This is a genomic window from Microvirga yunnanensis (genome assembly GCF_025460875.1).
Genome location: NZ_JAMXFI010000002.1, coordinates 23441 through 45642, shown reverse-complemented (window position 1 = coordinate 45642; position 22202 = coordinate 23441). Strand labels below are relative to the sequence as shown.

37 protein-coding genes are annotated in these 22202 nt (G+C 58.6%); 29 read left to right on the top strand and 8 right to left on the bottom strand.

Features of this window, described 5'->3' with window-relative positions; all coding sequences use genetic code 11:
* The first annotated feature begins 35 nt into the window (after positions 1 to 35).
* Both NF876_RS01265 and NF876_RS01260 read left to right on the top strand, forming a co-directional pair.
* The gene (locus tag NF876_RS01265; RefSeq protein WP_262267199.1) at positions 36 to 329 is read left to right on the top strand and encodes a hypothetical protein; all 294 of its coding nucleotides are present in this window, start codon (positions 36 to 38) and stop codon (positions 327 to 329) included.
* Between the two features lie 66 nt (positions 330 to 395).
* Positions 396 to 662, top strand: a complete 267-nt coding sequence (locus NF876_RS01260; RefSeq protein ID WP_262267198.1) for a hypothetical protein — start codon at positions 396 to 398, stop codon at positions 660 to 662.
* Between the two features lie 26 nt (positions 663 to 688).
* Here NF876_RS01260 and NF876_RS01255 read toward each other — a convergent pair whose 3' ends face one another.
* Positions 689 to 943, bottom strand: coding sequence for an RNA polymerase sigma factor region1.1 domain-containing protein (locus tag NF876_RS01255; RefSeq protein WP_262267197.1), 255 nt, complete (start codon positions 941 to 943; stop codon positions 689 to 691).
* 268 nt (positions 944 to 1211) lie between these two features.
* Between NF876_RS01255 and NF876_RS01250 the strand changes: the two genes are divergently transcribed.
* The 7 genes from NF876_RS01250 to NF876_RS01220 all read left to right on the top strand — a co-directional run bounded on the left by NF876_RS01250 (position 1212) and on the right by NF876_RS01220 (position 5298).
* Entirely contained in the window at positions 1212 to 1754 is a 543-nt protein-coding gene (locus NF876_RS01250; RefSeq protein ID WP_262267196.1) for a hypothetical protein, read from the top strand.
* Between the two features lie 5 nt (positions 1755 to 1759).
* Positions 1760 to 1990 (top strand): hypothetical protein, encoded by a 231-nt coding sequence (locus NF876_RS01245; protein WP_262267195.1) that lies wholly within the window; start codon positions 1760 to 1762, stop codon positions 1988 to 1990.
* A 50-nt stretch (positions 1991 to 2040) separates the two neighbouring features.
* The gene (locus tag NF876_RS01240; RefSeq protein ID WP_262267194.1) at positions 2041 to 2337 is read left to right on the top strand and encodes a hypothetical protein; all 297 of its coding nucleotides are present in this window, start codon (positions 2041 to 2043) and stop codon (positions 2335 to 2337) included.
* Positions 2338 to 2509: 172 nt separating this feature from the next.
* On the top strand, positions 2510 to 2797 hold the full coding sequence (locus tag NF876_RS01235) for a vWA domain-containing protein (RefSeq protein WP_262267193.1): 288 nt from the start codon (positions 2510 to 2512) through the stop codon (positions 2795 to 2797).
* 89 nt (positions 2798 to 2886) lie between these two features.
* Positions 2887 to 4464 (top strand): hypothetical protein, encoded by a 1578-nt coding sequence (locus tag NF876_RS01230; RefSeq protein ID WP_262267192.1) that lies wholly within the window; start codon positions 2887 to 2889, stop codon positions 4462 to 4464.
* Positions 4465 to 4503: 39 nt separating this feature from the next.
* Entirely contained in the window at positions 4504 to 4917 is a 414-nt protein-coding gene (locus NF876_RS01225; RefSeq protein WP_262267191.1) for a hypothetical protein, read from the top strand.
* 54 nt (positions 4918 to 4971) lie between these two features.
* Entirely contained in the window at positions 4972 to 5298 is a 327-nt protein-coding gene (locus NF876_RS01220; RefSeq protein ID WP_262267190.1) for a hypothetical protein, read from the top strand.
* A 72-nt stretch (positions 5299 to 5370) separates the two neighbouring features.
* On the opposite strand, the gene NF876_RS01215 is transcribed toward NF876_RS01220, so the two are convergent.
* A complete protein-coding gene (locus NF876_RS01215) occupies positions 5371 to 5931 on the bottom strand; it encodes a hypothetical protein (protein WP_262267189.1) in 561 nt (186 codons plus the stop codon).
* A 126-nt stretch (positions 5932 to 6057) separates the two neighbouring features.
* On the opposite strand from NF876_RS01215, the gene NF876_RS01210 reads away from it, so the two are divergent.
* From NF876_RS01210 to NF876_RS01180, 7 genes are all read left to right on the top strand, one after another.
* Positions 6058 to 6414 (top strand): hypothetical protein, encoded by a 357-nt coding sequence (locus tag NF876_RS01210; RefSeq protein WP_262267188.1) that lies wholly within the window; start codon positions 6058 to 6060, stop codon positions 6412 to 6414.
* Positions 6415 to 6558: 144 nt separating this feature from the next.
* Positions 6559 to 6810 (top strand): hypothetical protein, encoded by a 252-nt coding sequence (locus tag NF876_RS01205; protein ID WP_262267187.1) that lies wholly within the window; start codon positions 6559 to 6561, stop codon positions 6808 to 6810.
* Positions 6811 to 6930: 120 nt separating this feature from the next.
* Positions 6931 to 7518, top strand: a complete 588-nt coding sequence (locus tag NF876_RS01200; RefSeq protein ID WP_262267186.1) for a hypothetical protein — start codon at positions 6931 to 6933, stop codon at positions 7516 to 7518.
* 56 nt (positions 7519 to 7574) lie between these two features.
* The gene (locus NF876_RS01195) at positions 7575 to 7919 is read left to right on the top strand and encodes a hypothetical protein (RefSeq protein ID WP_262267185.1); all 345 of its coding nucleotides are present in this window, start codon (positions 7575 to 7577) and stop codon (positions 7917 to 7919) included.
* An 87-nt stretch (positions 7920 to 8006) separates the two neighbouring features.
* Positions 8007 to 8462 carry a hypothetical protein gene (locus NF876_RS01190; RefSeq protein WP_262267184.1) on the top strand — a complete coding sequence of 152 codons (456 nt, stop codon included), beginning with the start codon at positions 8007 to 8009 and terminating at the stop codon, positions 8460 to 8462.
* Positions 8463 to 8598: 136 nt separating this feature from the next.
* Complete coding sequence (locus NF876_RS01185) at positions 8599 to 9261, top strand: hypothetical protein (RefSeq protein ID WP_262267183.1); 663 nt, start codon at positions 8599 to 8601, stop codon at positions 9259 to 9261.
* A gap of 74 nt (positions 9262 to 9335) precedes the next feature.
* The gene (locus tag NF876_RS01180; protein WP_262267182.1) at positions 9336 to 9596 is read left to right on the top strand and encodes a PilZ domain-containing protein; all 261 of its coding nucleotides are present in this window, start codon (positions 9336 to 9338) and stop codon (positions 9594 to 9596) included.
* Between the two features lie 158 nt (positions 9597 to 9754).
* Here NF876_RS01180 and NF876_RS01175 read toward each other — a convergent pair whose 3' ends face one another.
* A complete protein-coding gene (locus tag NF876_RS01175) occupies positions 9755 to 10573 on the bottom strand; it encodes a tetratricopeptide repeat protein (RefSeq protein ID WP_262267181.1) in 819 nt (272 codons plus the stop codon).
* A gap of 92 nt (positions 10574 to 10665) precedes the next feature.
* Between NF876_RS01175 and NF876_RS01170 the strand changes: the two genes are divergently transcribed.
* From NF876_RS01170 to NF876_RS01160, 3 genes are read left to right on the top strand one after another with little or no spacing between them, the layout of a single operon-like run.
* Complete coding sequence (locus NF876_RS01170; protein ID WP_262267180.1) at positions 10666 to 11250, top strand: hypothetical protein; 585 nt, start codon at positions 10666 to 10668, stop codon at positions 11248 to 11250.
* Positions 11251 to 11304: 54 nt separating this feature from the next.
* Entirely contained in the window at positions 11305 to 11598 is a 294-nt protein-coding gene (locus tag NF876_RS01165; protein WP_262267179.1) for a hypothetical protein, read from the top strand.
* Positions 11599 to 12159, top strand: coding sequence for an ImmA/IrrE family metallo-endopeptidase (locus NF876_RS01160; RefSeq protein WP_262267178.1), 561 nt, complete (start codon positions 11599 to 11601; stop codon positions 12157 to 12159).
* A gap of 112 nt (positions 12160 to 12271) precedes the next feature.
* Here NF876_RS01160 and NF876_RS01155 read toward each other — a convergent pair whose 3' ends face one another.
* The 3 genes from NF876_RS01155 to NF876_RS01145 all read right to left on the bottom strand — a co-directional run bounded on the left by NF876_RS01155 (position 12272) and on the right by NF876_RS01145 (position 15263).
* Positions 12272 to 13516 (bottom strand): flavin-dependent oxidoreductase, encoded by a 1245-nt coding sequence (locus tag NF876_RS01155; protein ID WP_262267177.1) that lies wholly within the window; start codon positions 13514 to 13516, stop codon positions 12272 to 12274.
* A 54-nt stretch (positions 13517 to 13570) separates the two neighbouring features.
* Positions 13571 to 14029, bottom strand: a complete 459-nt coding sequence (locus NF876_RS01150) for a cupin domain-containing protein (RefSeq protein WP_262267176.1) — start codon at positions 14027 to 14029, stop codon at positions 13571 to 13573.
* A gap of 61 nt (positions 14030 to 14090) precedes the next feature.
* Positions 14091 to 15263, bottom strand: a complete 1173-nt coding sequence (locus tag NF876_RS01145) for an ABC transporter substrate-binding protein (protein WP_262267175.1) — start codon at positions 15261 to 15263, stop codon at positions 14091 to 14093.
* A gap of 346 nt (positions 15264 to 15609) precedes the next feature.
* Between NF876_RS01145 and NF876_RS01140 the strand changes: the two genes are divergently transcribed.
* The 4 genes from NF876_RS01140 to NF876_RS01125 all read left to right on the top strand — a co-directional run bounded on the left by NF876_RS01140 (position 15610) and on the right by NF876_RS01125 (position 17764).
* Positions 15610 to 15774 carry a hypothetical protein gene (locus NF876_RS01140; protein ID WP_262267174.1) on the top strand — a complete coding sequence of 55 codons (165 nt, stop codon included), beginning with the start codon at positions 15610 to 15612 and terminating at the stop codon, positions 15772 to 15774.
* Between the two features lie 80 nt (positions 15775 to 15854).
* Positions 15855 to 16562, top strand: coding sequence for a hypothetical protein (locus NF876_RS01135; RefSeq protein WP_262267173.1), 708 nt, complete (start codon positions 15855 to 15857; stop codon positions 16560 to 16562).
* Positions 16563 to 16571: 9 nt separating this feature from the next.
* Positions 16572 to 16928 (top strand): hypothetical protein, encoded by a 357-nt coding sequence (locus NF876_RS01130; RefSeq protein WP_262267172.1) that lies wholly within the window; start codon positions 16572 to 16574, stop codon positions 16926 to 16928.
* A gap of 419 nt (positions 16929 to 17347) precedes the next feature.
* Positions 17348 to 17764 (top strand): hypothetical protein, encoded by a 417-nt coding sequence (locus tag NF876_RS01125; RefSeq protein WP_262267171.1) that lies wholly within the window; start codon positions 17348 to 17350, stop codon positions 17762 to 17764.
* 108 nt (positions 17765 to 17872) lie between these two features.
* Here the strand turns inward: NF876_RS01125 and NF876_RS01120 are convergent, their stop codons facing one another.
* Positions 17873 to 19009 carry a calcium-binding protein gene (locus tag NF876_RS01120; RefSeq protein ID WP_262267170.1) on the bottom strand — a complete coding sequence of 379 codons (1137 nt, stop codon included), beginning with the start codon at positions 19007 to 19009 and terminating at the stop codon, positions 17873 to 17875.
* 160 nt (positions 19010 to 19169) lie between these two features.
* Here NF876_RS01120 and NF876_RS01115 point away from each other — a divergent pair, with 160 nt between their 5' ends.
* The 6 genes from NF876_RS01115 to NF876_RS01090 all read left to right on the top strand — a co-directional run bounded on the left by NF876_RS01115 (position 19170) and on the right by NF876_RS01090 (position 21621).
* Entirely contained in the window at positions 19170 to 19508 is a 339-nt protein-coding gene (locus NF876_RS01115; protein WP_262267169.1) for a hypothetical protein, read from the top strand.
* A gap of 86 nt (positions 19509 to 19594) precedes the next feature.
* On the top strand, positions 19595 to 19996 hold the full coding sequence (locus NF876_RS01110; RefSeq protein ID WP_262267168.1) for a hypothetical protein: 402 nt from the start codon (positions 19595 to 19597) through the stop codon (positions 19994 to 19996).
* Between the two features lie 12 nt (positions 19997 to 20008).
* Positions 20009 to 20200 carry a hypothetical protein gene (locus tag NF876_RS01105; protein WP_262267167.1) on the top strand — a complete coding sequence of 64 codons (192 nt, stop codon included), beginning with the start codon at positions 20009 to 20011 and terminating at the stop codon, positions 20198 to 20200.
* A 71-nt stretch (positions 20201 to 20271) separates the two neighbouring features.
* Entirely contained in the window at positions 20272 to 20685 is a 414-nt protein-coding gene (locus tag NF876_RS01100; protein WP_262267166.1) for a hypothetical protein, read from the top strand.
* A 31-nt stretch (positions 20686 to 20716) separates the two neighbouring features.
* The gene (locus NF876_RS01095; protein WP_114944390.1) at positions 20717 to 20941 is read left to right on the top strand and encodes a hypothetical protein; all 225 of its coding nucleotides are present in this window, start codon (positions 20717 to 20719) and stop codon (positions 20939 to 20941) included.
* Positions 20942 to 20973: 32 nt separating this feature from the next.
* Positions 20974 to 21621, top strand: coding sequence for a hypothetical protein (locus tag NF876_RS01090; RefSeq protein WP_262267165.1), 648 nt, complete (start codon positions 20974 to 20976; stop codon positions 21619 to 21621).
* Between the two features lie 178 nt (positions 21622 to 21799).
* Here NF876_RS01090 and NF876_RS01085 read toward each other — a convergent pair whose 3' ends face one another.
* A complete protein-coding gene (locus NF876_RS01085) occupies positions 21800 to 21970 on the bottom strand; it encodes a hypothetical protein (protein WP_262267164.1) in 171 nt (56 codons plus the stop codon).
* Positions 21971 to 22202: the final 232 nt, after the last annotated feature.

The following is a 22202-nucleotide window of genomic DNA, read 5'->3' as shown; positions in this document are numbered from 1 at the left end:
CCATCAGCTCCCTCTGGCTTGAAAGGATTGCCCTTATGCGCAGAAAACGCATCCCTCAGTCCGTTATCCGCGAAGCTCAGAAGAGGATCGACAGGATCCGGGAAAACACGGAGGAGCTTCGGGCCCAGGAGGGCAAAGGGCGCGCCAACGCGTACCTTCGCTCCGAGCGCACGGCCAGTACGGGGCAGGACGCTATCCGGGTCCTAATCCGCGCGGGAATGCCCCTTCCCGAATGGGTCGGAAACAACTGGCGGTACCTTGAGGCGATGGGCTGGCATCAGCCGCACCTGTCGCTCCCCTGGAACTCCTCACTCATGGCCAGGTGCTAAGCGCCGGCACGCCAACCGATTGGCTGTACGAGCCTTCCCCCTCCTCCCCGGAATGCAGAGTTTCTCATGCAATTACATTTCAAGCACAGCCCCGCCGAATTCGACGAGGCCGAAGATGACGAGTTCATGCTGATGAACGGTGACCAGTGGACCGGGATCAGCATCCAGGATGCCAGTTCATATGGCGGGGGCTACTGCGTTAACCGCTACGGCCAAGAGCGATCGGACTCACCCCTGAAAGATCTCGACTTCTACTCGGAGCACTGCGGCTCCTTCGACACCCTTGAGGCCGCCCAAGAGCGCGCCTTGAAGGTCCAAAGCGGGGAATGGTAGCCCTAACCCGCTCCTGTCGTTCGAAATCAGTGAGCCCGATCGGGCGGCTCATTGGAATTCGCTGGTGGAGACATTTGGCTTCCAACGTCCTCTTCGACCTCGACGAGGGCGATTCCAGCTTCAGCGAGCTGATTGACCACATCATCGACCTGCTCAGGCGTGGCCGCCCATGGCGGGAGCAGGCGATCCAGCTCCTCCGACGTAATATAGCCCCGCTTCTTCGCCAGCCGGATCACCTTCCAATTGGCGGCCTTCCCAAGATCGATGATCGGTCCGTCCATCCTCGCCTCCCAGGCGAAGCGAAATAGGCCCTCACAAGTAGGCTCCCACCAACGGTTTCAAGGCTATCCGGCCAACTAGGGTCCCCGGCTTAACTCGGCTTCGCTTGGGGGTCCGAGTTAAAATGCGGTATAAGCGCAGAAGAACGCGGATTTCTCGAATCGAACATGGGCCCGGGAAGCCGAAACATCAAAGGGGTTCCGGGATATGTTGTTATCCCTCATCTACAGCCGTCTGCAGCGCATGAAAGGCCTGAGGGCCGTGCCACCGTTGGCCGACGACGTTCTCCTTCATCGGGAGAAAGAGCTAATCGCCCAGTGGACGCCTGAACTCGATGCCGAGGCCCGCAAGGAAGGGTGGACGATGGTGCAAACACATCACTCCCCTCTCCTCGCGCTCCACATTCTCGATCGCTCCTTTGTCGGCTATCCCGAACAGTATGTCCGCATGCGCGCCCGGGCCGGGAGCCGAGCAGCCTGGGTGGGGCACACGATCCACTGGCAACTTTCGGTCGCCCGCAAGCTGGCGTCCGAGGGGCGGCTCCGAAAGGTGGAAGAGCCAGACCTAGCGTTGCATGAACAGGTCCAGTGGCTTCTCGCACGACAGTCCTACCTCACGATGCATATGCAGGGTGTCCAGCTTGTCGCCTGCGATGAACTCCGCCGCAGGATGGTCGCATGCAGTGACCACGGCGCCATCGTGGCAGTCGCGATGAAATCTCTAAGCCCAAAGGTCGGCGGAAGCCCAGGACCCATCGCACTGTCGACGTCCAGAAACCGGCCCGGAATATTCACTGGCCTATCCAAGAGGTAAATACCATGGCTACGAACGCTGCCCTTCCCACTCTCGTCATGGAGGCCGTCGAGTGCCCGGTCTGCGGCGCTAAGACGGTAACCCAGGCTGACCGGAGGTGCAAAGCCAACCAGGATCAGTCGCTAAAAGGGCAATGCATGATGGCGAGCCACGATGAAGAGGGAAACTTCGTCATGCCGACGGCCGAAAGCTATGCCGCCTTCGAAAAGGGATTTGCCGCCTTCATTGGGCAATAACCCCGTTGCAATTCGAAATTTTTCTTCTATGACACCCCGCCGGAGATACGATGGGAAATAAACGGTCGGTCACCGCAGAGAAGCTCAAGCCCCGTCGGCGGACGGCAACACGAAGAACACAAACAGATGCGCTTGCAGAACTTCAAACCCACCCGCGAGTTGAGATCGTCGACGACGAACGCGAGATGGGGAACTCCGTGATCATTACCTTGAACCGCGGCTGGCGCTTCAACGATGAAGGCGAACATGTGTTCGGCGAGGATACTCCGGAAGAGTGTCTAGTCGCTGTGAACACACGCGTTAAACCTTGTGCCTGTTCCGAATGTCAGGCGGCTAAGAAAAGGTAGTCTGAAGATGAGGACGGGTCGCGGGACACAGGCAGCGCGCCGCTCGCCTGTGAAGACGTGGAAACTCTATTCTGTGTCGGTTTCAGGATGTGGGCGGGAGATCATCCACGCCCTTTCCAAGCAAGCTGCCCTGCGTGAGGCTCGGCAATGCGAAGCCTTCCGATCGATGACGATGGCTCAGTTCAGCCAGATTGCGACCGTCTATAGGATCACGGAGCCGCTGGCTGATGACGGCTACGAATACATCCGCCAACAGTTTGAAAGTGAGATTCGGATTCACCGTCGCTGCTGGGTCAAGGATACAAGGAGCCCGCACTACGGCAAAATCGGGATTATCCTCTACGCCGGGCGCTCCACGAGCCGTGTCCGTGTTGCCCTTGACGGGCAGGACACGACACTGAATTTCCATCCGATGGATATCGGGATGGACATTCCCGCGAGCATACCCCAAGCCGCTTAACGCTTCCCGCACAATCAGCGCCGATCCAGCCCGCCCTCACAGGCGGGCTTTTCTGTTTGTGCTCCGCTCTCCCACCGAACGGACCTTCCATGACCGATGCTAAATCCTATGCCGCCCACTTGGGCGATGACCTCATTCGCCAGGCCGCGAACCTCAGCGACCTGAATGCGTCATGTGCCCTGCTACAGAACGCAGTTGGCATTACAGACGGCGGAATAGCCGCTCACCACTTCAGCGGTAGCTGCCCGGATCCGGATAATCCGGAAACAGGAGACCCGCTCGACTGGGAAGACGCCTGGCCCGTGATCTCGCCTTCGGACCGAGAGAAGGAGCTTCGGGCATGGCTCGCCTTGGAGGATTCATTCCGGGAGGGGGCAAAGGATGGCTCCATAATCCACGTGGGCGGCGATGGGATGACCTATCTTGCAGCCGCAAACGATCTGAAGGTCGGTGACGTCGTCACAAATACAAAGATCCTGGAGACATATCCCACCCATTTCATCGAACCGGGAGCCCGGTTCGTGGTCGTAGGGAATGATCTCGATAACGAAAGCTGCATTCTCGATATTCGGCTGACGCCCTTGGACGCAGCAAAAATGACAGGTGGAAACCTTCAGGAATGGGGAAACTGCGTCCAATTCTATGGGCCTGAGTACGAGGGATACGAAAACGATCCAGGGATCGACCCCTCTGCCCGCCAGGATCCCGGCAACATGTGGACCAAAGCGACCATCCCTCTGCAGAAGGACAATGACCTCCTGCCACTGGACCACAGAGTAGCCGCCGTCTTCACATACCTCCTCGCCGAGGGAATCCGCGGCAAGATGGCCGAAGTGGTTCGCCGCAACGGCGTCGAGCAGAACCGCGACGTCTGTCACAGCCACGACTTCTGTGACGCGAACATGGTCATGGCTTCTGCTATGGCCTACGTCCTCGGCCGCCCGACCTGGATGCCGTTCGACTGGGAAAAGGGTCGCTGCACCGAGGCTGAACATGAAGCTGACATGGCCCTATGGGGACGTGCCTGGGATCTTGCCAAGGATACCTATTTCCTCGCCTATGAGAGAACCGACGACCGCGAGGAGGTCGACGAGGATAACGGAGCCACAGAGAACCCGCCGCGCTATGAGGCGATCTACTCCCAGCGGGGAGACTACTGGTACATCGACCTGCGGGACGAAGAAGGCGGCACTACTGTCGCCGGCGCTAATAGAGAGCTCGGCCTGACCGAGCAGGAGGCTCAGTACATCGCAGATCGGCTAAACCAGGGTGATCCGCTGGTCTTAGTCCTGGCTCTCGCCAAGAAGAGGAAGGCAGAGAACCCGCTCGCTGCCCCACTCCTCGAGCTCCTGCAGTATGTCGGCGGCTGGGATCATACCGACCCGGAACATCCGATTGTCAAAGCGCGCCTCGCCTATGAAGGCGCGACTGGATCGGTGCTGAACGGGCCAGAGACTGATGTCGAGTTCAGGCCGCTCACCGATACCACCGTATGGCGACACTGCCGACAACTCGGCGTGAACGCCGACTACTGCATCCTCTATCAGCGTGCGGAGGGCTATGACGGCTGGAGCCCCTTTGCGACGTGTGCGCCTGAAACGGTCGAACTGATCAAGCGAGACGGCATTCGGGCCCATGCCGGTCTCCTGAAGCTGTTCAAGCCCTGAACGGGTCTCACCTATAGCAAACCCCAGGAGATGAGGACGATGAGCAATCAGACACCGCGTCAGGATATTGCTAGCGACAAGGTCAACAGCCTTCAGACTCGAACCACGTTTAATCCAGGGAATGCCCCGATCGTGGATTGCAATGGCAGGCCGTTCAAACCTGGATGTCGGGTCAAGTTCGTCCTGCCGTCACACTACATCAACACGCTTTCGGACAAGGGAGCCCTCATTTCCAACTTCGACCCCTACGGCGGTGTAACCATCCGAGCGGATCATGAGCACAATTATCATGACGAGCGAGGCAACATCGCCGGCCGTCGTCATGAAGTTTACGCTACCAGCCGGTACCATTCCGACGGGGCCTATGAAGGCCACCGGGTGACCCTCGCCGGATTAGGCGACCCGCATGAGCATGGTGTCACTCAGATCTATGTCGAGGTCATCGACGATTGATTGCCTAGTGAAGATGCGTTCAAGATCGATTTGAAATCCCCGGAAGGAAAAGACATGAACCAGAATGGCCATTCGACCATCCAAGGCATTGCCAGTTCCCTCGACCCCCAACAGTTCCTGCCGGCTGAGCGCCGCAGCGACCTGATCGGTCTGTCCGCATCCTTCCCGGCGAATGCGATCCGACAAGCGATCCGAGCCACCGCCGCCTCGCTTCTTGGCCGCCCAGCCGAAGAAGATTTTATCAATCCGGAAATCTTCGTTCCCGACAGCCGCCAGACCGAGCTCATGGATCTGGCGCCGACGGATGGAGCGACCGCCGTCGATCAGGCCATCCGGGAAACGGCCGCTTTCCACCTGCTTGCGACCCGTACCGCCCACTAGGCGGGAAAAGGAGGCCTTCGGAGGCCTCCTTTTTTATGGACGGGCAGAGAAACCTCGAAAGCTCGCAGCCACTCATTTGCACGATGCGAGCAGCCGCTTGATCACCTTAGGAGCTCCTTTCAGAGGGTATGCATCCTCATCGTCCGATGAGTCTTGAGAGCCGTCCTTGTCTTGCCAGAACTCCGTAGAGTCGGCATCGCCCAGCAGCCTAACCAACTCGTGCCCCGTTGAGATGGTACTGACAAAGACAGTGTAGTCCCCGCTCGACTCATCCTTGACGGTCTTAGCGGCTCCGTCGACCGTGGCTTCTGCCGTATCTCGATATACTCCGACCTTTACCACTGCTCGGAGGCCGCCGTTTGGCAGTTTCTGCAAGGTGCTGGGCTCATACGGAGCTTCAAACTCGACCCTTCCCTTTCCGACGCAGCGCAGGGAGATCGGCGTATTGTCGGTTTCGGGGACGCCAAGAATGGCCGTCTTGCCAGCTGGGTTATAGGCCCAGCTCATTGTCCTGATCGTCCTCTGCCACTCCGTTTCAGCATAAGCTGGTGCCGCAACACAGCCTGCGAGTGTCGCAATTGCGATGGCCCTTAACATTGGTATACCCCTAGTCTTGTTCTTACCTGGCAGCATTACCGAACAAGCCTAAGAAACCGTTCTTCAGCGATGGTTTCAGTCGTCTCGCCTAAGTCAGTTCGTTTCAATTTCGAAGGTTCGCGATCCAATAGTTCGAGAAATCCCCTGAAAAGGAAGATGAAGATGGCTTACTCCTATGCGCTCAACGTCATCCGCCAGCGTAACGTCAATGGCCGCACGGCCTTTGCCGGAGTAAGCCGGTCCTTTGCGGTCACCCGCGGCACCGCGACTGAAATCCTGTCGAGTCTCGGCCTCGGTGAGGATCTCGATTTCATCAATAGCGACGAAGACGTGTGCTCTGTCCAGGTCAGCGCGCAGAAGATCCTGGAGGCAAAGATCGATCCGAAGCAGCAGATCGTGAACGGCCAGGAACTCGGTTTCGGCAACATCAATCTCCGGAGCGAACTCGAAGGCCTCCTCGAGGTCCAGCAGGACCTTCGCGCCAGCTCGCGCGCCACGGTCTTCCTCGAACTGAACTAAGTCCGGTCCAAACCTGGATCACACCAAGCTCCCCATCGGGGAGCCTTTTGTTTGGGGTTGCACCCAAATCCCTTTCACGTGCTCGGGTCATGTTCACGAACAGATGAAGGCTTAAATCCCCGAAAGGCTTGTGCCATGAGAGTCATGCGCTTCAACTCCTTGCAAGACGCCACCAACGGCACCCAGGCGGATCTGGTCGCTGAATATCGCAATGTCCGGATTGCCGACGACCATGAGTTCCCGTCGAACCTCGACCGGGATCGCTATGCGAGGGCGATCTATACGATGGGCAGCTTCCTTTATGGTCATGAATTCATCGCCGAGGTCGGCGCTGAGCCCGAGTCTCCTGACGTGATGATCCAGGAAGGCCGCTATCTCCACCGCGCCCGCTACTGAACTTAGTCGGCCCGCCTACTCGTTGATCCTGAGGAAGGAGCCGGCCCCTGACCGAATGGGCACGTTTCTCACCTTGGGGACGATCCCGCTGTTGAAGAAATCCCCGAAAGGATGGCAACGATGTCCGTCACGGTTTCCGCTCTTCTTCCGAATGTATTCGCCATCGAGGGCGCTCCGAAGCGTGAACTCCAACTCACCCGCGACGAAGCCGTGCAGATTGTCACTGCCATTAAGGCCGTCGGCACCGCCGATCCCGACTTCATCGGCCTCGATGACTGCCAGTTTGGGTATTACGCCATCCGCGCGAACCCGACTTGCGTCGCCGGGGCTGTTCAGACCCTCACCTCGGATCTACGGGTCAAAGTCGCAGATCATTTGACCTTCGCGATCAAACATAGCCTGGGTGTAACCGTCGAAACCCGGGACGACATGGCCTATAACGGCGCGAAGCCGATCCTGCGGGTCGAAGGCGAGCGCACGGACGACCCGCAGGTACAGTGGACTGGAAGCCACGCGATTGAGGCCCTCCGGAACGTCGGAATCAGCTATGACACCGACAATCCGCATGCGCTCTCCGCAAAGGAACTCGCCACCGCTTGCGAGCAGCGGCTCGACAAGGTGTCGGATATGGACACCGCCCGTCTCCTCGAGATCGCCGAATACGCGATCAGCCAGGCTGGCCCGGACGCACAGGTCCTGGCCGCCTAAACGGCCTTTCCTCTCTTCCGCCATTCCGTTTCACCGCCCATCCAAGGATCGGACGAATGATGTTGCGCGCCGAAAACGACAATCTCACCTATGATGAATTCGAGGCCGGCGTGAAGCCCACACCTAGCGTCGCTCCGGTTCGAATGGACGCTCAGGTCATTATACAGGGGCGGGTTCCTGGCGGCTTCATCGTTCTGCAGAAGACCGTGAAGCCTGGTCCCGATGGGATGCCGGTGCTGACTGCAGCACCTCTTGCCATGATGCCCCACCCGGAGTGCCCGCCGAACCGGCCTGTGGTCGTTCAGCCTTCGATCCCTGATCGCGGCCTGCGTCAGGAGCGCCCCGCATTCATCCGCGGTGTCGTTGTTAACCAATCGGCAAGTGCGGTGGAGATTTGCTGAAAACCGAATTATAATGCGGTCAGGTCGTCGCCTAATTCGCTGCGGGCAGGATGTGAGGAACAAATCCGGAAATCCCCGGAAGAAAGGATGATCGAAATGGCGAGCCTCTCCGCCCGCATGTCCGGTATCACCCAGTCCGCAGGACTGTTCGGGTTCAACATCCAGATGCTCCCGCACGAAGGATCAGAGACCGTTCTGGCTGAGATTGAGGTGCCCCCGGCCTACACCAGTGAGCATGAGGCCCGCAACAAGGCTCAATCGGCCCTGATGTGTTACGAGCTTACAGGGAAGTTCCCAAACTTCTCTGAAGACGTCAGGGGATCGTCCCTGTTTGCCAGGGTTCGTGAGCTTCGCTCCCTGGCAAAATGCACCCTGAAAGATGCCGTTACGGCTCTTTCCCAAGCAAATGACCCCCGGTTTGCCGGCGACGTCCTGATGGCGCTGGCCGCTATAAAGGATGAGGAAGGGGCTCGCGATCGCTCTGCCCAGTGGCGGATTGAGGATCCCGCGCTTGATCGCGCATTTCCGGTACCGAACTTTTGAGCCGGCCTAGCTGTCGAGAATGAGAAGCCCGTCCAGGACGGGCTTTTCTTTTGTAAGCGTCGCCAATCCCGGTTCTTCAATCAGGATCAAGTGTTGCGACCAGGACAGTCAAAATTCCCAAAAAGGAGCTTCGCGTATGCTGACGGTGAAATTCGCCTCGAGCCTCTCCGCCACTCTCTATCCGAACCTCCTGAAGACGGCCCTGCCGCTCCTCGGCAACGACCGTGGCGTGGTCATCCAGAAGGACGGAGCTGACCTGGCGCTCGTCCGGATGGGCAAAGATACCATCACGGTACGAGACCTCCCCGCCCATCTGTTCGTGACCGAAGAGACCTTTCCCTTCGATCCCATGGTCTTCGAGGCCTTCGCCCTCGAAGTCAGCGGGCCGGGCGAAAGCCTGTTCCACACCATCGGCCGCTGCGTGTCGGGCTTCTGGGACGCCCGACACCTCCATATTGGCGACCGTGGGATCGCAATCTTCCATGAGAATGACCGGCCGGAACACCTGGGGCCGGACTTCACGATGACGTTTTTCTCCTATGACGACCTCCGGAGGGTCGCCAAACAGGGCTATGGCTACAGCGACGGCGGTACCGTCCTTGGAGCCGATTTCAAGGACTTTGCATCGGCGCGGACGGAACCCTATGAGGTCAAGGATGCCCCAAAGGATCCTGAAGCCGACATGATGAAGGAGTTTTACACTCGGGTCCGTCGGCTCATGTGGGAGGAGACCTTGCTACAACTCCAACCGCACCTGAAGGAGTTCCGGGCTTGCCCCAGGCTGCCCATAGCGGATTGAACCGGGAACTTGGCGGAACCCTCGCACAAGCCAGCCATTCTATGTGGTGCCTTCCACAATCCTAGGATGCCCGCATGCGCGTTGGCCTACCCGAACGCCGATCCTATGAGCGCTATCGTACTGACCTTGAAGGGTGGATCACCGCTGATCCGCCCCACGAGCCGCAGCGGTGCACCGTATGGGACTTGTCTGAAAAGGGTGTTCGGCTGGTTTTCCCTGAACCTGCCGATGTTCCAGTGACATTTGAGCTCAAGATTCCGAGCCACGCCGCCATCGCACATGTGCGTCTCGTCTGGACCGACGGTTATTTCTATGGGGCCAGGTTCACCGACTAGCCCCCTCGGTCCCCGATAGAATTCCGAAGCCGGCCCTACTCAGGGTCGGCTTTTTGCATGGGCGCATCCTTATGGATCCAGGACAACACCGGGCAGGCATCAGCTATCCTCTACAAGCCCTCCAGTGCCACGGCTTCACGGGCCGAGCCAGCCACCGCTTAGCCGCGGCCTCGGATCTTGCGTACGGCCCATCCCACAAACGCTTTGGCCCCAAGCAGCAGCCCCACTGGGATACAGGCCAAGACACCTAAGATCCCCAATCCGGCGATTATCGGCATGATGCCGCTCGACTTCTCAAAGGAGTCGACACCGGGCTGCAATTCCTTGGCCCGGTTCAACGCCGCAGCCGCCTGGTCGGCGGTTAGAGCCTGGCCTAAGTGAACCTTCAACTCGCGTGCAGCTTGCTCGGGCTCGAAGTCGCTGCCGTCGAGATGGTACTCGGCGATAGTTGCCCAAGCATAGGCTTCGATCCGATTCTGGGACGTTCCTGTGCCTTCGGAATAGAGACGCGCCAAGGGCAGATAGGCATAGCGATCGCCTAGTTCGGCCGCCCGGAGATACCAACGTAGGGCCTCCGCTTCGTTCTTCTCGACCCCACGGCCCTTTAGCGAAAGGTAGGCGTACTGGGTCGCGCTCTCGCCCATTCCTGCCTCAGCACCCCGCCGGTACCAATAGGCTGCCTCAGGATACTCGCGGTCCTGCTCGTGTATCTCGGCCATTGACCAAAGGGAAAACCGGTCACCCTTCTCGGCAGCCCGGCGGAACCACTCCTTGGCCTCAGGGCGGCGGCTTCGGTTCCGGAGCATCAGGCCCATCCAGGCCTCGGCGCGACTATCGCCCGTTCTGGCGAACTGCTCCATGCCGGCCAGATCGCCCTTCCGCCAGAGTAGGCGCAGGTCCTCATCGGTCTGCGCACGCGCGCCGGTTTGGCCGATCGCAAATACTGCCAACACCAGAATGGCCAGTCTCGATCGCATGGCTGGACGATCAATTCCCGAAGAAAACCCCCCTGATCGATAGCACGGCTTTTCGGTTATCACGACCATTTTGTCCTAACGAGCCATCGCCCATGACAGACAAACTCACGTTCCTGAAGTCCCTTCATGCTGATCTGAAGGCGAGCCGTCAGCCCAGTCGGGCTCTCGACGCTCGAATATTTCAAGCTTTCGATCCCGAGGCGCGGGTTCTGCCCTGGCCGAAATGGATTGACCAGCAGATCGCTGGGCGCGACGATTTCAAGGGCATCAAGCATTTCACCAGCTCGGTCGATGCTGCGCTTTCGACTTTCGCGGACCCTGATGCGGCATCGATCCTTCGGGAGGTAGCCCGCGACCTCGAGAAGCCCGAGCATCCGAACAGGGCTGATGTACTGCCTCACATCGCTAGGACCATCGTGCTCAAGAACATTGAGCACACGATCATGCAGATGACCCTCACCGGCGACATCTTCACTCACGGGTTCCGTCCCGGGGAACGGGTCACACTCACCAAGGCGATCAGTTCGGAAGGCTCGACTTTCCAATCGGGGACCGAAATGGAAATCGAACAGGTCTACGACAACAGCATCGACCTCATCCATCGGGAGAGCGACGTGATGATGTGGGTTCGTCCGGACGAAATCGCGAAGATCGAAGCACCGCACCGTCAGGTATGACGGCGCACATCCCGCCCACTTGGCCCTGGTTAACGTCAAGCTGAAAGAGAACGCATGACTGATACGAACCTTGTGATAGAGGCCGCCAAGCGGCTCGACCCATCCGCCTGGGCTGCCGAAAAGGTAACGATCGCCCATCAACCGCTCGCCCAGGACTTCGCAGACCGCCGAGCCAAGTCCCTCCAGGCGGTTCGCCTCGTCTTGGAAACCCTCAAGGAACCGACGGACGGCATGCTTGAGGCCGGATTCTACGCAATTCCGAAGCCCCGGCCTTACGACACTAGCCGTTTGAAGAAGTCGTTGATCGGCATGCTCAACTTCGTTCTCGGACAGGTGGAGGGGAAGTAAATGCGCCTGCCCCGCAACGCTCACGATCCTATCCCCTGCGGTCTCTCCAGAGATCAAATTTTCGCCCAGGCAGCGAGGTTCGCGAAGGATGTCGGGTTTACGGTCGGCACGCCGGCGGTGAGCCTTCTCAGTCCGATGGGTGGCAAAACCGGGTTCATGAACGGTCTCGCCGACGTGATCATCGGCGCGATGCCCAGCGAACACAGTGACAGCCTAATTGTCTATGGAGAACGGGATTTCCTGGTTCTGCTCAAGCCGTCCGATAATCCAGACCTCCCCCGGGCAAACCTCGAGGTCGCCAAGGCCATCGGCCACTACGTGCTTCACGCTCCGAAGGTCCGGGAGAAGCACGGCGCCGACGCCGGATTGATCGTCCGGCACTATCCGAAGACCAAGCAGGAAGAGCAGTGCCACCGCGAGGCCGTGCAGTTTGCCTTCGGGCTCTTGGCGCCGCTTAACCGGCTGAAAACCGAATGGGAGCGTGCCAATGGCGACCTCAGAAAGCTGCGGGAGATCTTCCGCATGCCCTCGGAACTGATCGAGGCGCTCTATCAAAGCTGAAGGGCAATCGCTTCTAGCTGGCCAACTTTATCCCAGGGACCTTGAGACAGCACTTACGGTCCCATCCTGTTGAGCCAATATGCTCATCGCATGGTGACATTCATTGTCGGCTTCAGGCAGCGTGGCTTAACTTGTCAGGCGAAAAGCCTGCCTTTCTGGCATAGCCTCTGACGATCGCAGCGCGGTCTTCATGGGAAAGGACCTTGTCAATATCGGTAAAGCCGTTCGGCGCGAGCTCCTCGACGGCATCAATGACACCTTCGGGTCCGCCTGTCCGGTTGGAGCGGACGATCTCGGCGGTTTTTGGAAGCCGTTCCCGCTCATAAGACACGAGGGCCTGGACCGGGTGCTCTGCTGCCACAAGATTGTCCGCAAGGCAGCGAGCGTCGAGAATTGCTTGGCTCGCGCCATTGGAGCCTACTGGATACATCGGGTGCGCTGCATCTCCGAGCAGCGTGATGCGCCCGTGAGTCCACCGCGGGAGCGGATCGCGGTCGCACATCGGGTACTCCCAAAACTCAGGCGTCTGCTCGATGAGTTGGCTCACATTCAGGTGCGGAATTGAGAAGCGCTCCACATGTGGCATCAGTTCCTCGCGCGAGCCAGGCCGGGACCAGTCCTCCCGCCGGGGTGGCGGCGAGGACCCATCACCCAGTCTGACAGCGACAGCCCAGTTGGTTAGCTTCACTCCAGGCCGCCAGCCTTCAGCGATGGGATAAACCACGACCTTCGCACGCATTCCGCCGGCAACGATCATGGAGCGGCCTGTCAGGAACGCCGGCCACTCCGTGGCCCCCCGCCACAACATGATGCCATTCCAACAGGGTGGCCCCTCATTGGGGAACAGCTTATTGCGTACGGTCGAATGGATACCGTCCGCTCCGATCAGTATGTCCCCTCTTGATGTGTGGACGTGACGGCCCGCCCGATCAAAGAAGTAGGCGGACACGCCCCCCTCATCCTGATTGAATGCACCAAGACGGCAACCGGTTCTAATAGCCTCACGTCCAAGCCGCTGCTCAACGGCCCGGTGAATGACGGCTTGAAGTCGCCCGCGGTGGATCGAAAACTGCGGAACATCGAAGCCCGCCTCGATGCCTCTTGGTTCACGCCAGATCTCCTGACCAAACCGGTTGGTGTAGATCAGCTCATAGGTTCGGATTGCTACCTCGTCCAGCCGATCCAACAGACCGAGCTGCTTGAGTTCCTTTATGGCATGGGGGAGAGTGTTGATCCCGACCCCCAATTCCCGGATGGCATCGGTCTGTTCATAGAGCTCTGCCGTTATGCCTCTCGAGTGGAGCATGAGGGCCGTCGTAAGACCGCCGATGCCGCCGCCGACGATGATGGCTTTCATCGATATTCCTCCTGATCTCTACTGAGGCTGATGACAGCAGAATTCTCCAAGCGCCTACGTTGCAGGCTGTGCTGGAGGCGGCAGGAATTCGACCTCGTGCTGCGCAGACAAGGCGACGACTGCGTCTGGTGCTTGCTCGGTCATGTTATGGATTCCCCAGAACAGATCATAGAGCTTACCGGTCGGGGAGACCCAGAACAGGCATTTCGCAGTAGCCCCCGACTTGTTGAAGATCCCGTGGGGCACACCCATGGGAAGGCGGACGAGATCACCTGGGGTGGCCGATGTCTCCTCCCCATTCAGCCAGAAGTCCAAGCGTCCTTCCAGGATGTAGAGGTATTCATCCTGTGTTGGATGAATGTGGGGCGGCACGAAGGTATCAGGGGGGAACGTCGCATGCCAGGAGAACGAATGCTCTGTCCTATGTTTGGGCACGTAAGTTTGGCCGAGGATGTTCCACTTAATCCCGTCGAGTCCTTCGTTGGCGCGCGTGACGCCTGCTGTCTCGCTCATGCTTTAGCCTCCAAACTGTGTTGCTGCCTTGCTTCTGACCCTCAATGATAGCCCGTCAGGATCAGCTCTGAGGCTTGCATTCCTTGGCATAGCCATCCTGGTAACCTTCAAATACCTTCTCGACGATCTCGGTCTGGAACTTCCCGTCAGGACGTTTGGCGGCCTTCACTAAGTAGAAGTCCTGGATCGGGAAGCCGTTCGGGCCGAACTTGAAATTGCCACGCAGAGATTGGAAGTCTGCCTTCTTGATGGCCTCACGCAGCGCTTCCTTATTGTCAGTCTTGCCGCCAGTGGCTTTCAGCGCACTGTCGATCAGGAGTGCCGCATCGTATGCCTGCATCGCATAGGAACCCGGAACAGAGTTGTAAGCGGCCTCATAGGCGGACACGAACTTCTTACTTTGGGGATTATCCATGTTCGGTGCCCATGTCATGCCACCGAACATGCCGAGTGCCGCATCCTGCTGGGCAGGTAGTGTTGACTCGTCGACCGTGAAGGCAGACAGGAACGGTATGCGGTCCGTCAACCCTGCCTGCTTGTACTGCTTGACGAGGTTCACGCCCATGCCGCCTGGCATAAAGGTGAAGACGGCATCCGGGCTCATCGAGGCGATCTTCGCAAGCTCGGACTGGAAGTCGAGGGTGTTGAGCGGAACGTAGGACTCCTCGAGGATCTCGCCCTTGTAGTGTCGCTTGAAGCCGGCCAGTGCATCCTTGCCCGCCTGATAGTTTGGAGCGAGGAGATAGACCTTCTTATGGCCGCGGTTTTGCGCAACCTTGCCCAGCACTTCGTGAACTTGATCGTTCTGATAAGAGGTTACAAAGAAGTTGGGATCACAGCCTTTCCCGGCGAAGGTCGAGGTGCCAGCGTTAGGGCTGATTAAAATAGTCCCTGACTCTGTGATGGGCTTGTGAATTGCTTGCAGGACATTAGAAAAGATCGGCCCGACGACAAAGTCGACCTTGTCGCGCTCCAACAAACTCTTGACTTTGGTGACGGCAACATCGGGTTTAAGCTCATCATCGATAACAATGGCCTCGACCCCCCGGCCACCTAATGCTCCCCCGAGATCCTTCACAGCAAGATTGAAGCCGTCGCGAGCCTGCTGCCCGAGCAGGGCGGATGGGCCGGAGAGCGTTAAGACCAGGCCGACTTTGACCTTCTCCTGTGCAACAGCCGGCCCTACGATGGAACTCACAAGGGCTACTGCACTGAGTAGTGATAACAGCTTCATCACCCGGACCCTCATAGTTGTTATTTTCAGGAACTGAGTATCGATAGGACTTTGTGTACTGGCAAGACGTAAAATATGCAGTGGGCGGGGAACCCCCGGTAAGATAATTACGCTAAGCCATTGCCCGCCGCCAGAACCCAGGGGCAATCTCAGTCCGGACTCTCCTAACCCTTTTTCTCAGGGGAGAGGACAAATCCTCTCTCCTAAGGCCCTGCCCTCGAGGCGGTTTTGTCGTCTTGCCTTGATCCGGCCAAGCGATCATCGGATTGCTGAAATCCCCGCAAAAGGACTTCGGCCCGTGACAGATCAAACGAACCCACCGCTTCGGAATGATGAGGGCCTTCCCATGGAAAAGCTTTCCCGCGCTCAACTTGAGTCCATCGCCCGCTGGATTGGCGCTGTCACCTCCCACCCGGACGCGACGGCCGAGCAGCTTGAAGCCGTGTACGAGTACGTGAGCACCGCCCGGCTCAAGGATATTGCCGAGACTGCCAAGGCGCTCGGCTACTGAGAACAGGGCCCCAACGGTAACCTCTTTCGAGGGCCGTCCGCGAAGGAAGATGATTTTAAATCCCCGGAAGGAAAAAGATCATGGACGCAGTTGGCATCATTTTCACCGTCGTCGAGACCCATCGCCTGGCTTCGATTGCTGAGGTCGGTCTGAAGAGCCAGCTCTTCCGCTTGGACAATGAGGAACTGATCGACGGCTTCGTGTTCGGCCGCGATCTCAACGCCATCCGCGTCTCGGACCTCGTCAACGCCGAGAATGCCCCATTCACGATCATTGGCTTCAACGCCGATTCGATCTCCGAGATCGTCGACATCATGTCGCTGACTGGCGGTGTCGAGCACCACGGTATCAGGGAGATGGCCTACTCGACCGAGCCGTTCACCATCCCGGCCTCCGAGCTCGAGTATCTCGACGTGGCGGGTGACTGCTGGATGCAGGTTGAAGGCTACAAGGCCCCGCCGGCGCATTTCGAGATGCTGACGGTATCTGCCAACGAGAACGGTGTCGAAGCGGAACTCGTTGGGGACACCGAGGTCCTCGGTTCGGATCTCCCGGCGGCCACTGAGGCGCCGGCTGCGTCGACGGTCGCGGAAAGCGCTCCCGAGAAGAAGAAGTACGATCGGCCGTATCTGCCGCCGAAGGAGTATTTCAAGATGCTGCGCGAAACCGGCCAGTATGTCCCCCGCTCTAAGAAGGCCGATAAAAAGCCTTCCAAGCGCGTGCGGTCCGAGGCCGAGCTTCGCGCCATCGGCGGCTTCTACGCTCGCCAGCGCCAGCAAGCCGCCTAAGATCGCTCCATGTCCGATCTCCATCAGGGAGCCGACGGCGCCATCGCCGTCGGCCAGCGGGTTCGCTATGTCGGTCACCCAGAGATGACCACCTGGAACAAGCCCTGCATCGGCGTTACGGGACGGCTCACTCTAGAGCACGTGTTCCAGTCCAAATACACTGAGACCGAGCAAACCCTTTGGGTTTTTGAGCCGGAACTGCCAGGCAAGTGCCTGCCGCCGTGGATGTATGTCCGGTCTCGCGATATTCGGCCTATCGCAGAGGACGTTCCGTCTCAGGGGGAGGCCTCCCTTTCAGGGGACTGTTCGTATGAGGCCATGCTGCGGAAGGCCGGTATTGCCAACGCGGATTGCTCCCGGCCCTGAGGCCGAGAGCAAATTTCACTTCTTGAGCGCAAGGATCAGTGCGGCGATAGCCGAAATAATCTGCGCGACGTCGATCACTACGGTCACTTCCATTGGAATTTTCCATGAAATGACCCATGGCCACAGGTCGCAAAACCTAGGGCAGAGCTAGCTCCGGTTTGAGAACGTCGCGGCTTTGAAGCTCTTACAGCTTCCCATCCGGCCGGTACGGGCGCACAGGAACGTTTCTCTTCCATTCCTGAGGTATGTCTCACGCTCATTCAGCGTGCCTGACCAGCACCAACATAAGTGCCCGTCCTTATGATTCAATAGATTTCCAACTTCTCAGTTCCTTCGAAATTGTGGACGGATGTCCTATCGCTTTCCTGCCGGAAGGATCGAACTCGATTTGGTCCAAATCCCCGAATGAGGATTGAGCGATGGCAAAGGCGGCACCCCACGAATGCACCCGTTGCGGCGGCACGGGCATGACCACCCACATCCGGGTCCATTATGGTATCCCCGGCCTCTGCTTCGCCTGCGACGGTGACGGCAAGCGCGAAACCCAGGTGAAGAACATTGAGGCTGCCAAGCGGGCAAAACAGGTTCGGGCGCTTGCCGAAAGGGCCAATGCCGAAATCCGCGCCCTTGCGGAGGAGAACGGGGGCCAGAACCTCCTCCTTCCCTATGAGAAGCGCCGAGCCTTCGCATTCTCCGAGGTCTTCTCGACCGCGCAGTACGCCGAGAAGTTCAACATGAAGCCCAGAGAGGCCTTCATCGAGCTTGCCCGGTCCTGGCCGCATTATCGGATCTGGACCGACGAACAGGGGCAGCCGAAGGGTTGGTGGTACGCTTGAGGGGTGCCGCCAGAAAGACGATGCCCAATAAATAAAGCCTGCCGATGTCAGTCGGCAGGCTTTTTTCATGCTTGGTTTTTCAAACCCAAGTGTCGGTAGGCTGAGTCCTTAAAGGACGTAGAAGTCCTTCACGTTTACAGCAGCCTTATTGGTGAGGGTTGCGAAGTGAACCGATGCGGCACTGCCGGTGCCATCCGCGTCGTAGAACAGCTTGCCCGTATCCTTCTCATAAATGATCCGGTCTGACCGATCTTGTGCCTGACCCGTCATATTTGAGCGGAACGCTGCGGCCTTCAGTGCACCATCCGCGCCAATTTTCGTGAAAACCGCATTATCAAGCCAGATGGTGTCATCGGCGGCGCGGAAGTCCGTGATCTTGTCATTGTTCGTCGAGCGATTTGGCCGCACGTCAAAGACGAAGTTGTCCCTGCCGCTTCCGCCGGACAGAACGTCATTGCCAGCGCCACCATAAAGGTAATCGTCCCCGCCGAGGCCCTTGATGGTGTCATTGCCACCAAGGCCTTTGAGCCGGTTGTCGCCTGAGTCGCCTATCAGCGTGTTATTGCGGCTGGTCCCAACAATCGGGATCAGGCTTCTAACACTATACGTTCCATCGTCGAAGGAGACGTACTCAACATCGAAGAGGTGGTTGATGTTGAAGTCTTCAACCATGTCCGTGGCTCTGATGGAACCGCTGACAATGTCCTGCTCGAATACCCACTCGCTACTGGATCCATCGAAAGCCGCGGTGTCGATGCCAGCACCGCCATAGAGAGCATCGAGGCCAAGTCCAGGAATGAGCGTGTCGTTGCCGTCGTCACCAAACAAGTAGTCGTACCCACGACCACCTACGAGGATGTCATCGCCCCAACCGCCTTTGATCTGGTTACCGTAGTCGTTTCCTACGAACCGGTCATTGCCTTGGTTGAACCTCACATACCATTCTGGTGCATTGAGGTCGGCAACAGTGGTCTGAATGTTCAAGTCACCAAGGGTCTGAACAAGCGTGCTCCCATCATAGTAGAACACATCTTCGACAACCACGTAGTCGTAGCCGTCATAGTAGTAGTTCACCGTGACGTTGTCATATTGTTCAAATCCATAGGCATTGAACGTGATCGAGTTATAGCCTGGGTTGAGAACACCGCTAGGGTTGGGCGAGGGTATATAGCCCCATCCGTCTGCAGTGAAATCCCACATGTCGATGCCGGAGCCCCAGTAATTCGAGAGTTCAATAGTCGCCATAACCACCTCGGGAGAATTCGTCGGGCGACCATAGCCGAGGAGGTATTGCCGGTTAGTAACCACCCTGCTCGGCCCTATTCGGCCATTCGTCCAGGAGGGTCTGGCTAATTTCTTCCAGAACTGGGGAATAGCTCAAGATCAAAATCCCCGGAGAATTATGATGGCAGCAGCGACCCCCGCAATCGAAATGGGCATGTTCCGGCAATTCTCGTTTCTGAGTTTCCATACGGCGCTGGACGCTTTCACGGCTGTTACCAAGGCCGATCCAACCGGGATCATCCCGATCAGCCATGACGTGACTAACAACCTGGTTCAGGTGTCCGAAGTGGACGGGAACACCGTGCAAGAGATGCTCCGGGCTGCCGGCGTCAATGTCGAGGGCGAGACCGTCACCCTCCCCCTTCAGGAGGTTTGGGCCGCCGATTCCTGTGAGGCTCTCGTGGACGGCTCCGAAGACTATGCCGACGAGGACCGCTGCCTCTTCAGGCTCGCGGCCTGACTGGCGACACCCACTATGCCGATGACCTTTCCCGGCTTGGGATCATCGGAAAACCCGAGATGAAATCCCCAGAAAGGAAGAGGTCCATGCCCGAGCTCCGCTACCACATCGTTCCGCAGGGCCTGATGATGTCGGTCAACGGTGAGCCGACCTATTGGCTCGATCGCAAGGCTTCCTTCGGCATCCTCTGGGAACACATCGACGACACCCAGGTCGAAATCCTCCGGCACGGACGGGTCGAGATGGTTATGGAGCGCGAGGCCTCGTTCAAGGCTTTCTATGGCGAGATCGGCGGGGCGACACCGCGCACGAGCCGCTCTTTCGTGGTTGTCGAGCAACTCGATCACAGCACGATTGACACTCTCAACCGTGTTCTGACCGGCGAAGAGAAGCCCAATGCCGCAGTCACGGCCATGCAGAGGTTGTCTCGAGAGGCCCTGCTGCGGGTCATGCCTGCCCACAAGCGCTACATGCTCGAAGCAGCCTGAGGGAGGGCCATCATGCACCCTCGCCTCTATCGCCCTCGCCAAGTCGTGGTCCTGCGGCTTCACCGGGAGACCATCGCCTCACGAATGGCTGCAGCCTTCGTGTCTCTGCGCGATGAGCCAAGCGGACCTCGCGAAACCTTCCTCCGCCTCCGGGCCGAGGAAGCCCGTCACGCCATCCGGCATCCGGGCCGCAGACACCGCTGACCCACGGGAATTTTCTGTCCTTCTGAGATGGGCAGACACCCTGAGATGAAAATCCCCGAAAGGACACGGCCATGGCGTTCGATTTCTCGAAGATCAAGGTTCTCACGCCGGAGGAGCGCGCAGCACGGGAGGAGGCCGAGCTTCAGGCCCAGATCGCCGAGGATGCCAAGAAGCGGCAGGAACTCTCCAAGCACACGATCACCGTGACCCTGAGTGAGTGCCCGATGCACCGGTTCACGACATCGGGGGACAAGATCGTCGCCTTCCACGGCGCCGATGAGCGCAGCCGCGGCTTTAGCGGGACCTACTTCGTCCCATACTTCCGCGAGCGATCCGAGATCGACGCGATGCTCGCCCCAATGGATCAGGGCACGACCGTCGTGGTGCGCGGCTACTGGAAGAAGCGCACCTGGCGCAACCAGCAGAACCAGGAGGTCGCGTCCTGGGAATTCCAGATCCAATTCGTCGAGCCCAAGCAGGGCTAATTCGTCATTCCGAACCGCAGGAGATTTCGCCATGGTTGAAGCCAAGATCGTATCCGCCCGCATCACTCCGATCTCCCGAGACCGCTTCGGCCCGCTGCCGGAGGTCTTCGCCACCTTCGACGACGGTCGCGAAGTGAGGCTGTTCGACTACTACCCGGATGAACTCAGCTTCTCCGAACGCGAGTTCGTCGGCCTTACCGAGGCAGAGGGACGCCGCCTGAAGGTCACGAAGGACGCCGCGTACCTCCGCTCCTAAGCCTCCCCATTCCCATCCTCGAGAGAAGGATCATGCCGATGCTGGCTGCCACCGACCTGATCGCCACCCACCGCTGCTTCGTGTTCCCGGACAAAGACACGGCCGTGTCGGTCTATGGCGAACTGATGCTCATGACAGAAACCGACTATATGGGCCTGTTCATTGAGCCCCAGGCCAAGACGATCCTCGTCAATGAGCCGTTCGGCGATGCCTTTGTGTCGCTCCTCGATGACACCGGCAATCTCGGTCCCGAAGTTCTGGTAAAACAGAAGATCGGCAATGACTTCTATGATCTCGGCAACGGCGTCGAGGTCCTGCAACGGGCCTGGAAGACCCTGCAATACGGCATCGGCACCGACGGAAACCTTTATCTGATGAGAGGGCCCGATACGGTCCTGTCGATCCCGGCCGACGGCAAACTCGGGCTGTTCTTCGAAACCGACAGCATCCTGGGCGGTACCCTGCATAAGCACGGGCCGGCCGAACTGGTGCAGGAGCAGTTCAACAAGCACCGCCAGGCCTTCCGCTATGCCGGTCTCTATGACAAGGCCAATGCCCTCCAACTGGTCGAGATCCCGGTCGCAGTCCTCACACCGCCAATCATCGCCGAATTAAACGCCTGCCTTTCTATTTCGGGTCGGATTGGGCGAATTACGGATCACCTCAACACATTCCACTGATCGGAACAGTCATGGACGATTGCCCATCCTGTGAAGGCACCGGGGAGCGCGACTGGCTCAGCGGTGCCCGCTGTTACGAATGCAATGGCACGGGCATCGCTAAGGACGATGATCCGTGCCCTGACTGTCGAGGTGATAACGCCTGCTCAGGCCGGTGTTTGGATAACCCGTCCGGTCACTAAGAGTTGAGCGGGCGGCTGATACGAAAGTCCTCGAAGAGGTCGCTCACGAAGTGGTGGGAGGCACTCTCCAGCGCCCGGATCCTCTCTTCAACCAGGTCGGCCAGAACGCTCCTCGGGTGCGAATTCCGCAATTCGTTCACCGCTTTCTTGATCTGCTCGAGATCCAAGGGGGAAATCGTCGCCCTCTGACTACCTCTTGGCCCTTGTTCCAAAGTCATTCCTCGTCTCCACGTGTGCCGACGATGCGGCGGAATAGCCCCAGCCCAACAGCCACCCCGAGGTGGGGTCTGCCCCTGGCGGTTTCTATTGAGGCCCTGATTACGAATTCGTTATTGCGCCGGCTCCTCACCGGCATGTGAACAATGGCCCACCCACAGCATCGGGTCGATTACGCCAGAG

What these genes read in the sequence shown, in the direction of transcription:
- NF876_RS01125 (WP_262267171.1), top strand. Translation starts at nt 17,348, where the DNA reads ATGGCAAAGGCGGCACCCCACGAATGCACCCGTTGCGGCGGCACGGGC.
- NF876_RS01210 (WP_262267188.1), top strand. Translation starts at nt 6,058, where the DNA reads ATGGCTTACTCCTATGCGCTCAACGTCATCCGCCAGCGTAACGTCAAT.
- NF876_RS01215 (WP_262267189.1), bottom strand. Translation starts at nt 5,931, where the DNA reads ATGCTGCCAGGTAAGAACAAGACTAGGGGTATACCAATGTTAAGGGCC.
- NF876_RS01110 (WP_262267168.1), top strand. Translation starts at nt 19,595, where the DNA reads ATGCCCGAGCTCCGCTACCACATCGTTCCGCAGGGCCTGATGATGTCG.
- NF876_RS01175 (WP_262267181.1), bottom strand. Translation starts at nt 10,573, where the DNA reads ATGCGATCGAGACTGGCCATTCTGGTGTTGGCAGTATTTGCGATCGGC.
- NF876_RS01160 (WP_262267178.1), top strand. Translation starts at nt 11,599, where the DNA reads ATGCGCCTGCCCCGCAACGCTCACGATCCTATCCCCTGCGGTCTCTCC.
- NF876_RS01235 (WP_262267193.1), top strand. Translation starts at nt 2,510, where the DNA reads ATGGCTCAGTTCAGCCAGATTGCGACCGTCTATAGGATCACGGAGCCG.
- NF876_RS01225 (WP_262267191.1), top strand. Translation starts at nt 4,504, where the DNA reads ATGAGCAATCAGACACCGCGTCAGGATATTGCTAGCGACAAGGTCAAC.
- NF876_RS01120 (WP_262267170.1), bottom strand. Translation starts at nt 19,009, where the DNA reads ATGGCGACTATTGAACTCTCGAATTACTGGGGCTCCGGCATCGACATG.
- NF876_RS01100 (WP_262267166.1), top strand. Translation starts at nt 20,272, where the DNA reads ATGGCGTTCGATTTCTCGAAGATCAAGGTTCTCACGCCGGAGGAGCGC.
- NF876_RS01255 (WP_262267197.1), bottom strand. Translation starts at nt 943, where the DNA reads ATGGACGGACCGATCATCGATCTTGGGAAGGCCGCCAATTGGAAGGTG.
- NF876_RS01200 (WP_262267186.1), top strand. Translation starts at nt 6,931, where the DNA reads ATGTCCGTCACGGTTTCCGCTCTTCTTCCGAATGTATTCGCCATCGAG.
- NF876_RS01145 (WP_262267175.1), bottom strand. Translation starts at nt 15,263, where the DNA reads ATGAAGCTGTTATCACTACTCAGTGCAGTAGCCCTTGTGAGTTCCATC.
- NF876_RS01265 (WP_262267199.1), top strand. Translation starts at nt 36, where the DNA reads ATGCGCAGAAAACGCATCCCTCAGTCCGTTATCCGCGAAGCTCAGAAG.
- NF876_RS01245 (WP_262267195.1), top strand. Translation starts at nt 1,760, where the DNA reads ATGGCTACGAACGCTGCCCTTCCCACTCTCGTCATGGAGGCCGTCGAG.
- NF876_RS01190 (WP_262267184.1), top strand. Translation starts at nt 8,007, where the DNA reads ATGATCGAAATGGCGAGCCTCTCCGCCCGCATGTCCGGTATCACCCAG.
- NF876_RS01130 (WP_262267172.1), top strand. Translation starts at nt 16,572, where the DNA reads ATGTCCGATCTCCATCAGGGAGCCGACGGCGCCATCGCCGTCGGCCAG.
- NF876_RS01180 (WP_262267182.1), top strand. Translation starts at nt 9,336, where the DNA reads ATGCGCGTTGGCCTACCCGAACGCCGATCCTATGAGCGCTATCGTACT.
- NF876_RS01230 (WP_262267192.1), top strand. Translation starts at nt 2,887, where the DNA reads ATGACCGATGCTAAATCCTATGCCGCCCACTTGGGCGATGACCTCATT.
- NF876_RS01185 (WP_262267183.1), top strand. Translation starts at nt 8,599, where the DNA reads ATGCTGACGGTGAAATTCGCCTCGAGCCTCTCCGCCACTCTCTATCCG.
- NF876_RS01195 (WP_262267185.1), top strand. Translation starts at nt 7,575, where the DNA reads ATGATGTTGCGCGCCGAAAACGACAATCTCACCTATGATGAATTCGAG.
- NF876_RS01260 (WP_262267198.1), top strand. Translation starts at nt 396, where the DNA reads ATGCAATTACATTTCAAGCACAGCCCCGCCGAATTCGACGAGGCCGAA.
- NF876_RS01205 (WP_262267187.1), top strand. Translation starts at nt 6,559, where the DNA reads ATGCGCTTCAACTCCTTGCAAGACGCCACCAACGGCACCCAGGCGGAT.
- NF876_RS01220 (WP_262267190.1), top strand. Translation starts at nt 4,972, where the DNA reads ATGAACCAGAATGGCCATTCGACCATCCAAGGCATTGCCAGTTCCCTC.
- NF876_RS01240 (WP_262267194.1), top strand. Translation starts at nt 2,041, where the DNA reads ATGGGAAATAAACGGTCGGTCACCGCAGAGAAGCTCAAGCCCCGTCGG.
- NF876_RS01115 (WP_262267169.1), top strand. Translation starts at nt 19,170, where the DNA reads ATGGCAGCAGCGACCCCCGCAATCGAAATGGGCATGTTCCGGCAATTC.
- NF876_RS01140 (WP_262267174.1), top strand. Translation starts at nt 15,610, where the DNA reads ATGGAAAAGCTTTCCCGCGCTCAACTTGAGTCCATCGCCCGCTGGATT.
- NF876_RS01135 (WP_262267173.1), top strand. Translation starts at nt 15,855, where the DNA reads ATGGACGCAGTTGGCATCATTTTCACCGTCGTCGAGACCCATCGCCTG.
- NF876_RS01155 (WP_262267177.1), bottom strand. Translation starts at nt 13,516, where the DNA reads ATGAAAGCCATCATCGTCGGCGGCGGCATCGGCGGTCTTACGACGGCC.
- NF876_RS01170 (WP_262267180.1), top strand. Translation starts at nt 10,666, where the DNA reads ATGACAGACAAACTCACGTTCCTGAAGTCCCTTCATGCTGATCTGAAG.
- NF876_RS01105 (WP_262267167.1), top strand. Translation starts at nt 20,009, where the DNA reads ATGCACCCTCGCCTCTATCGCCCTCGCCAAGTCGTGGTCCTGCGGCTT.
- NF876_RS01095 (WP_114944390.1), top strand. Translation starts at nt 20,717, where the DNA reads ATGGTTGAAGCCAAGATCGTATCCGCCCGCATCACTCCGATCTCCCGA.
- NF876_RS01150 (WP_262267176.1), bottom strand. Translation starts at nt 14,029, where the DNA reads ATGAGCGAGACAGCAGGCGTCACGCGCGCCAACGAAGGACTCGACGGG.
- NF876_RS01165 (WP_262267179.1), top strand. Translation starts at nt 11,305, where the DNA reads ATGACTGATACGAACCTTGTGATAGAGGCCGCCAAGCGGCTCGACCCA.
- NF876_RS01090 (WP_262267165.1), top strand. Translation starts at nt 20,974, where the DNA reads ATGCCGATGCTGGCTGCCACCGACCTGATCGCCACCCACCGCTGCTTC.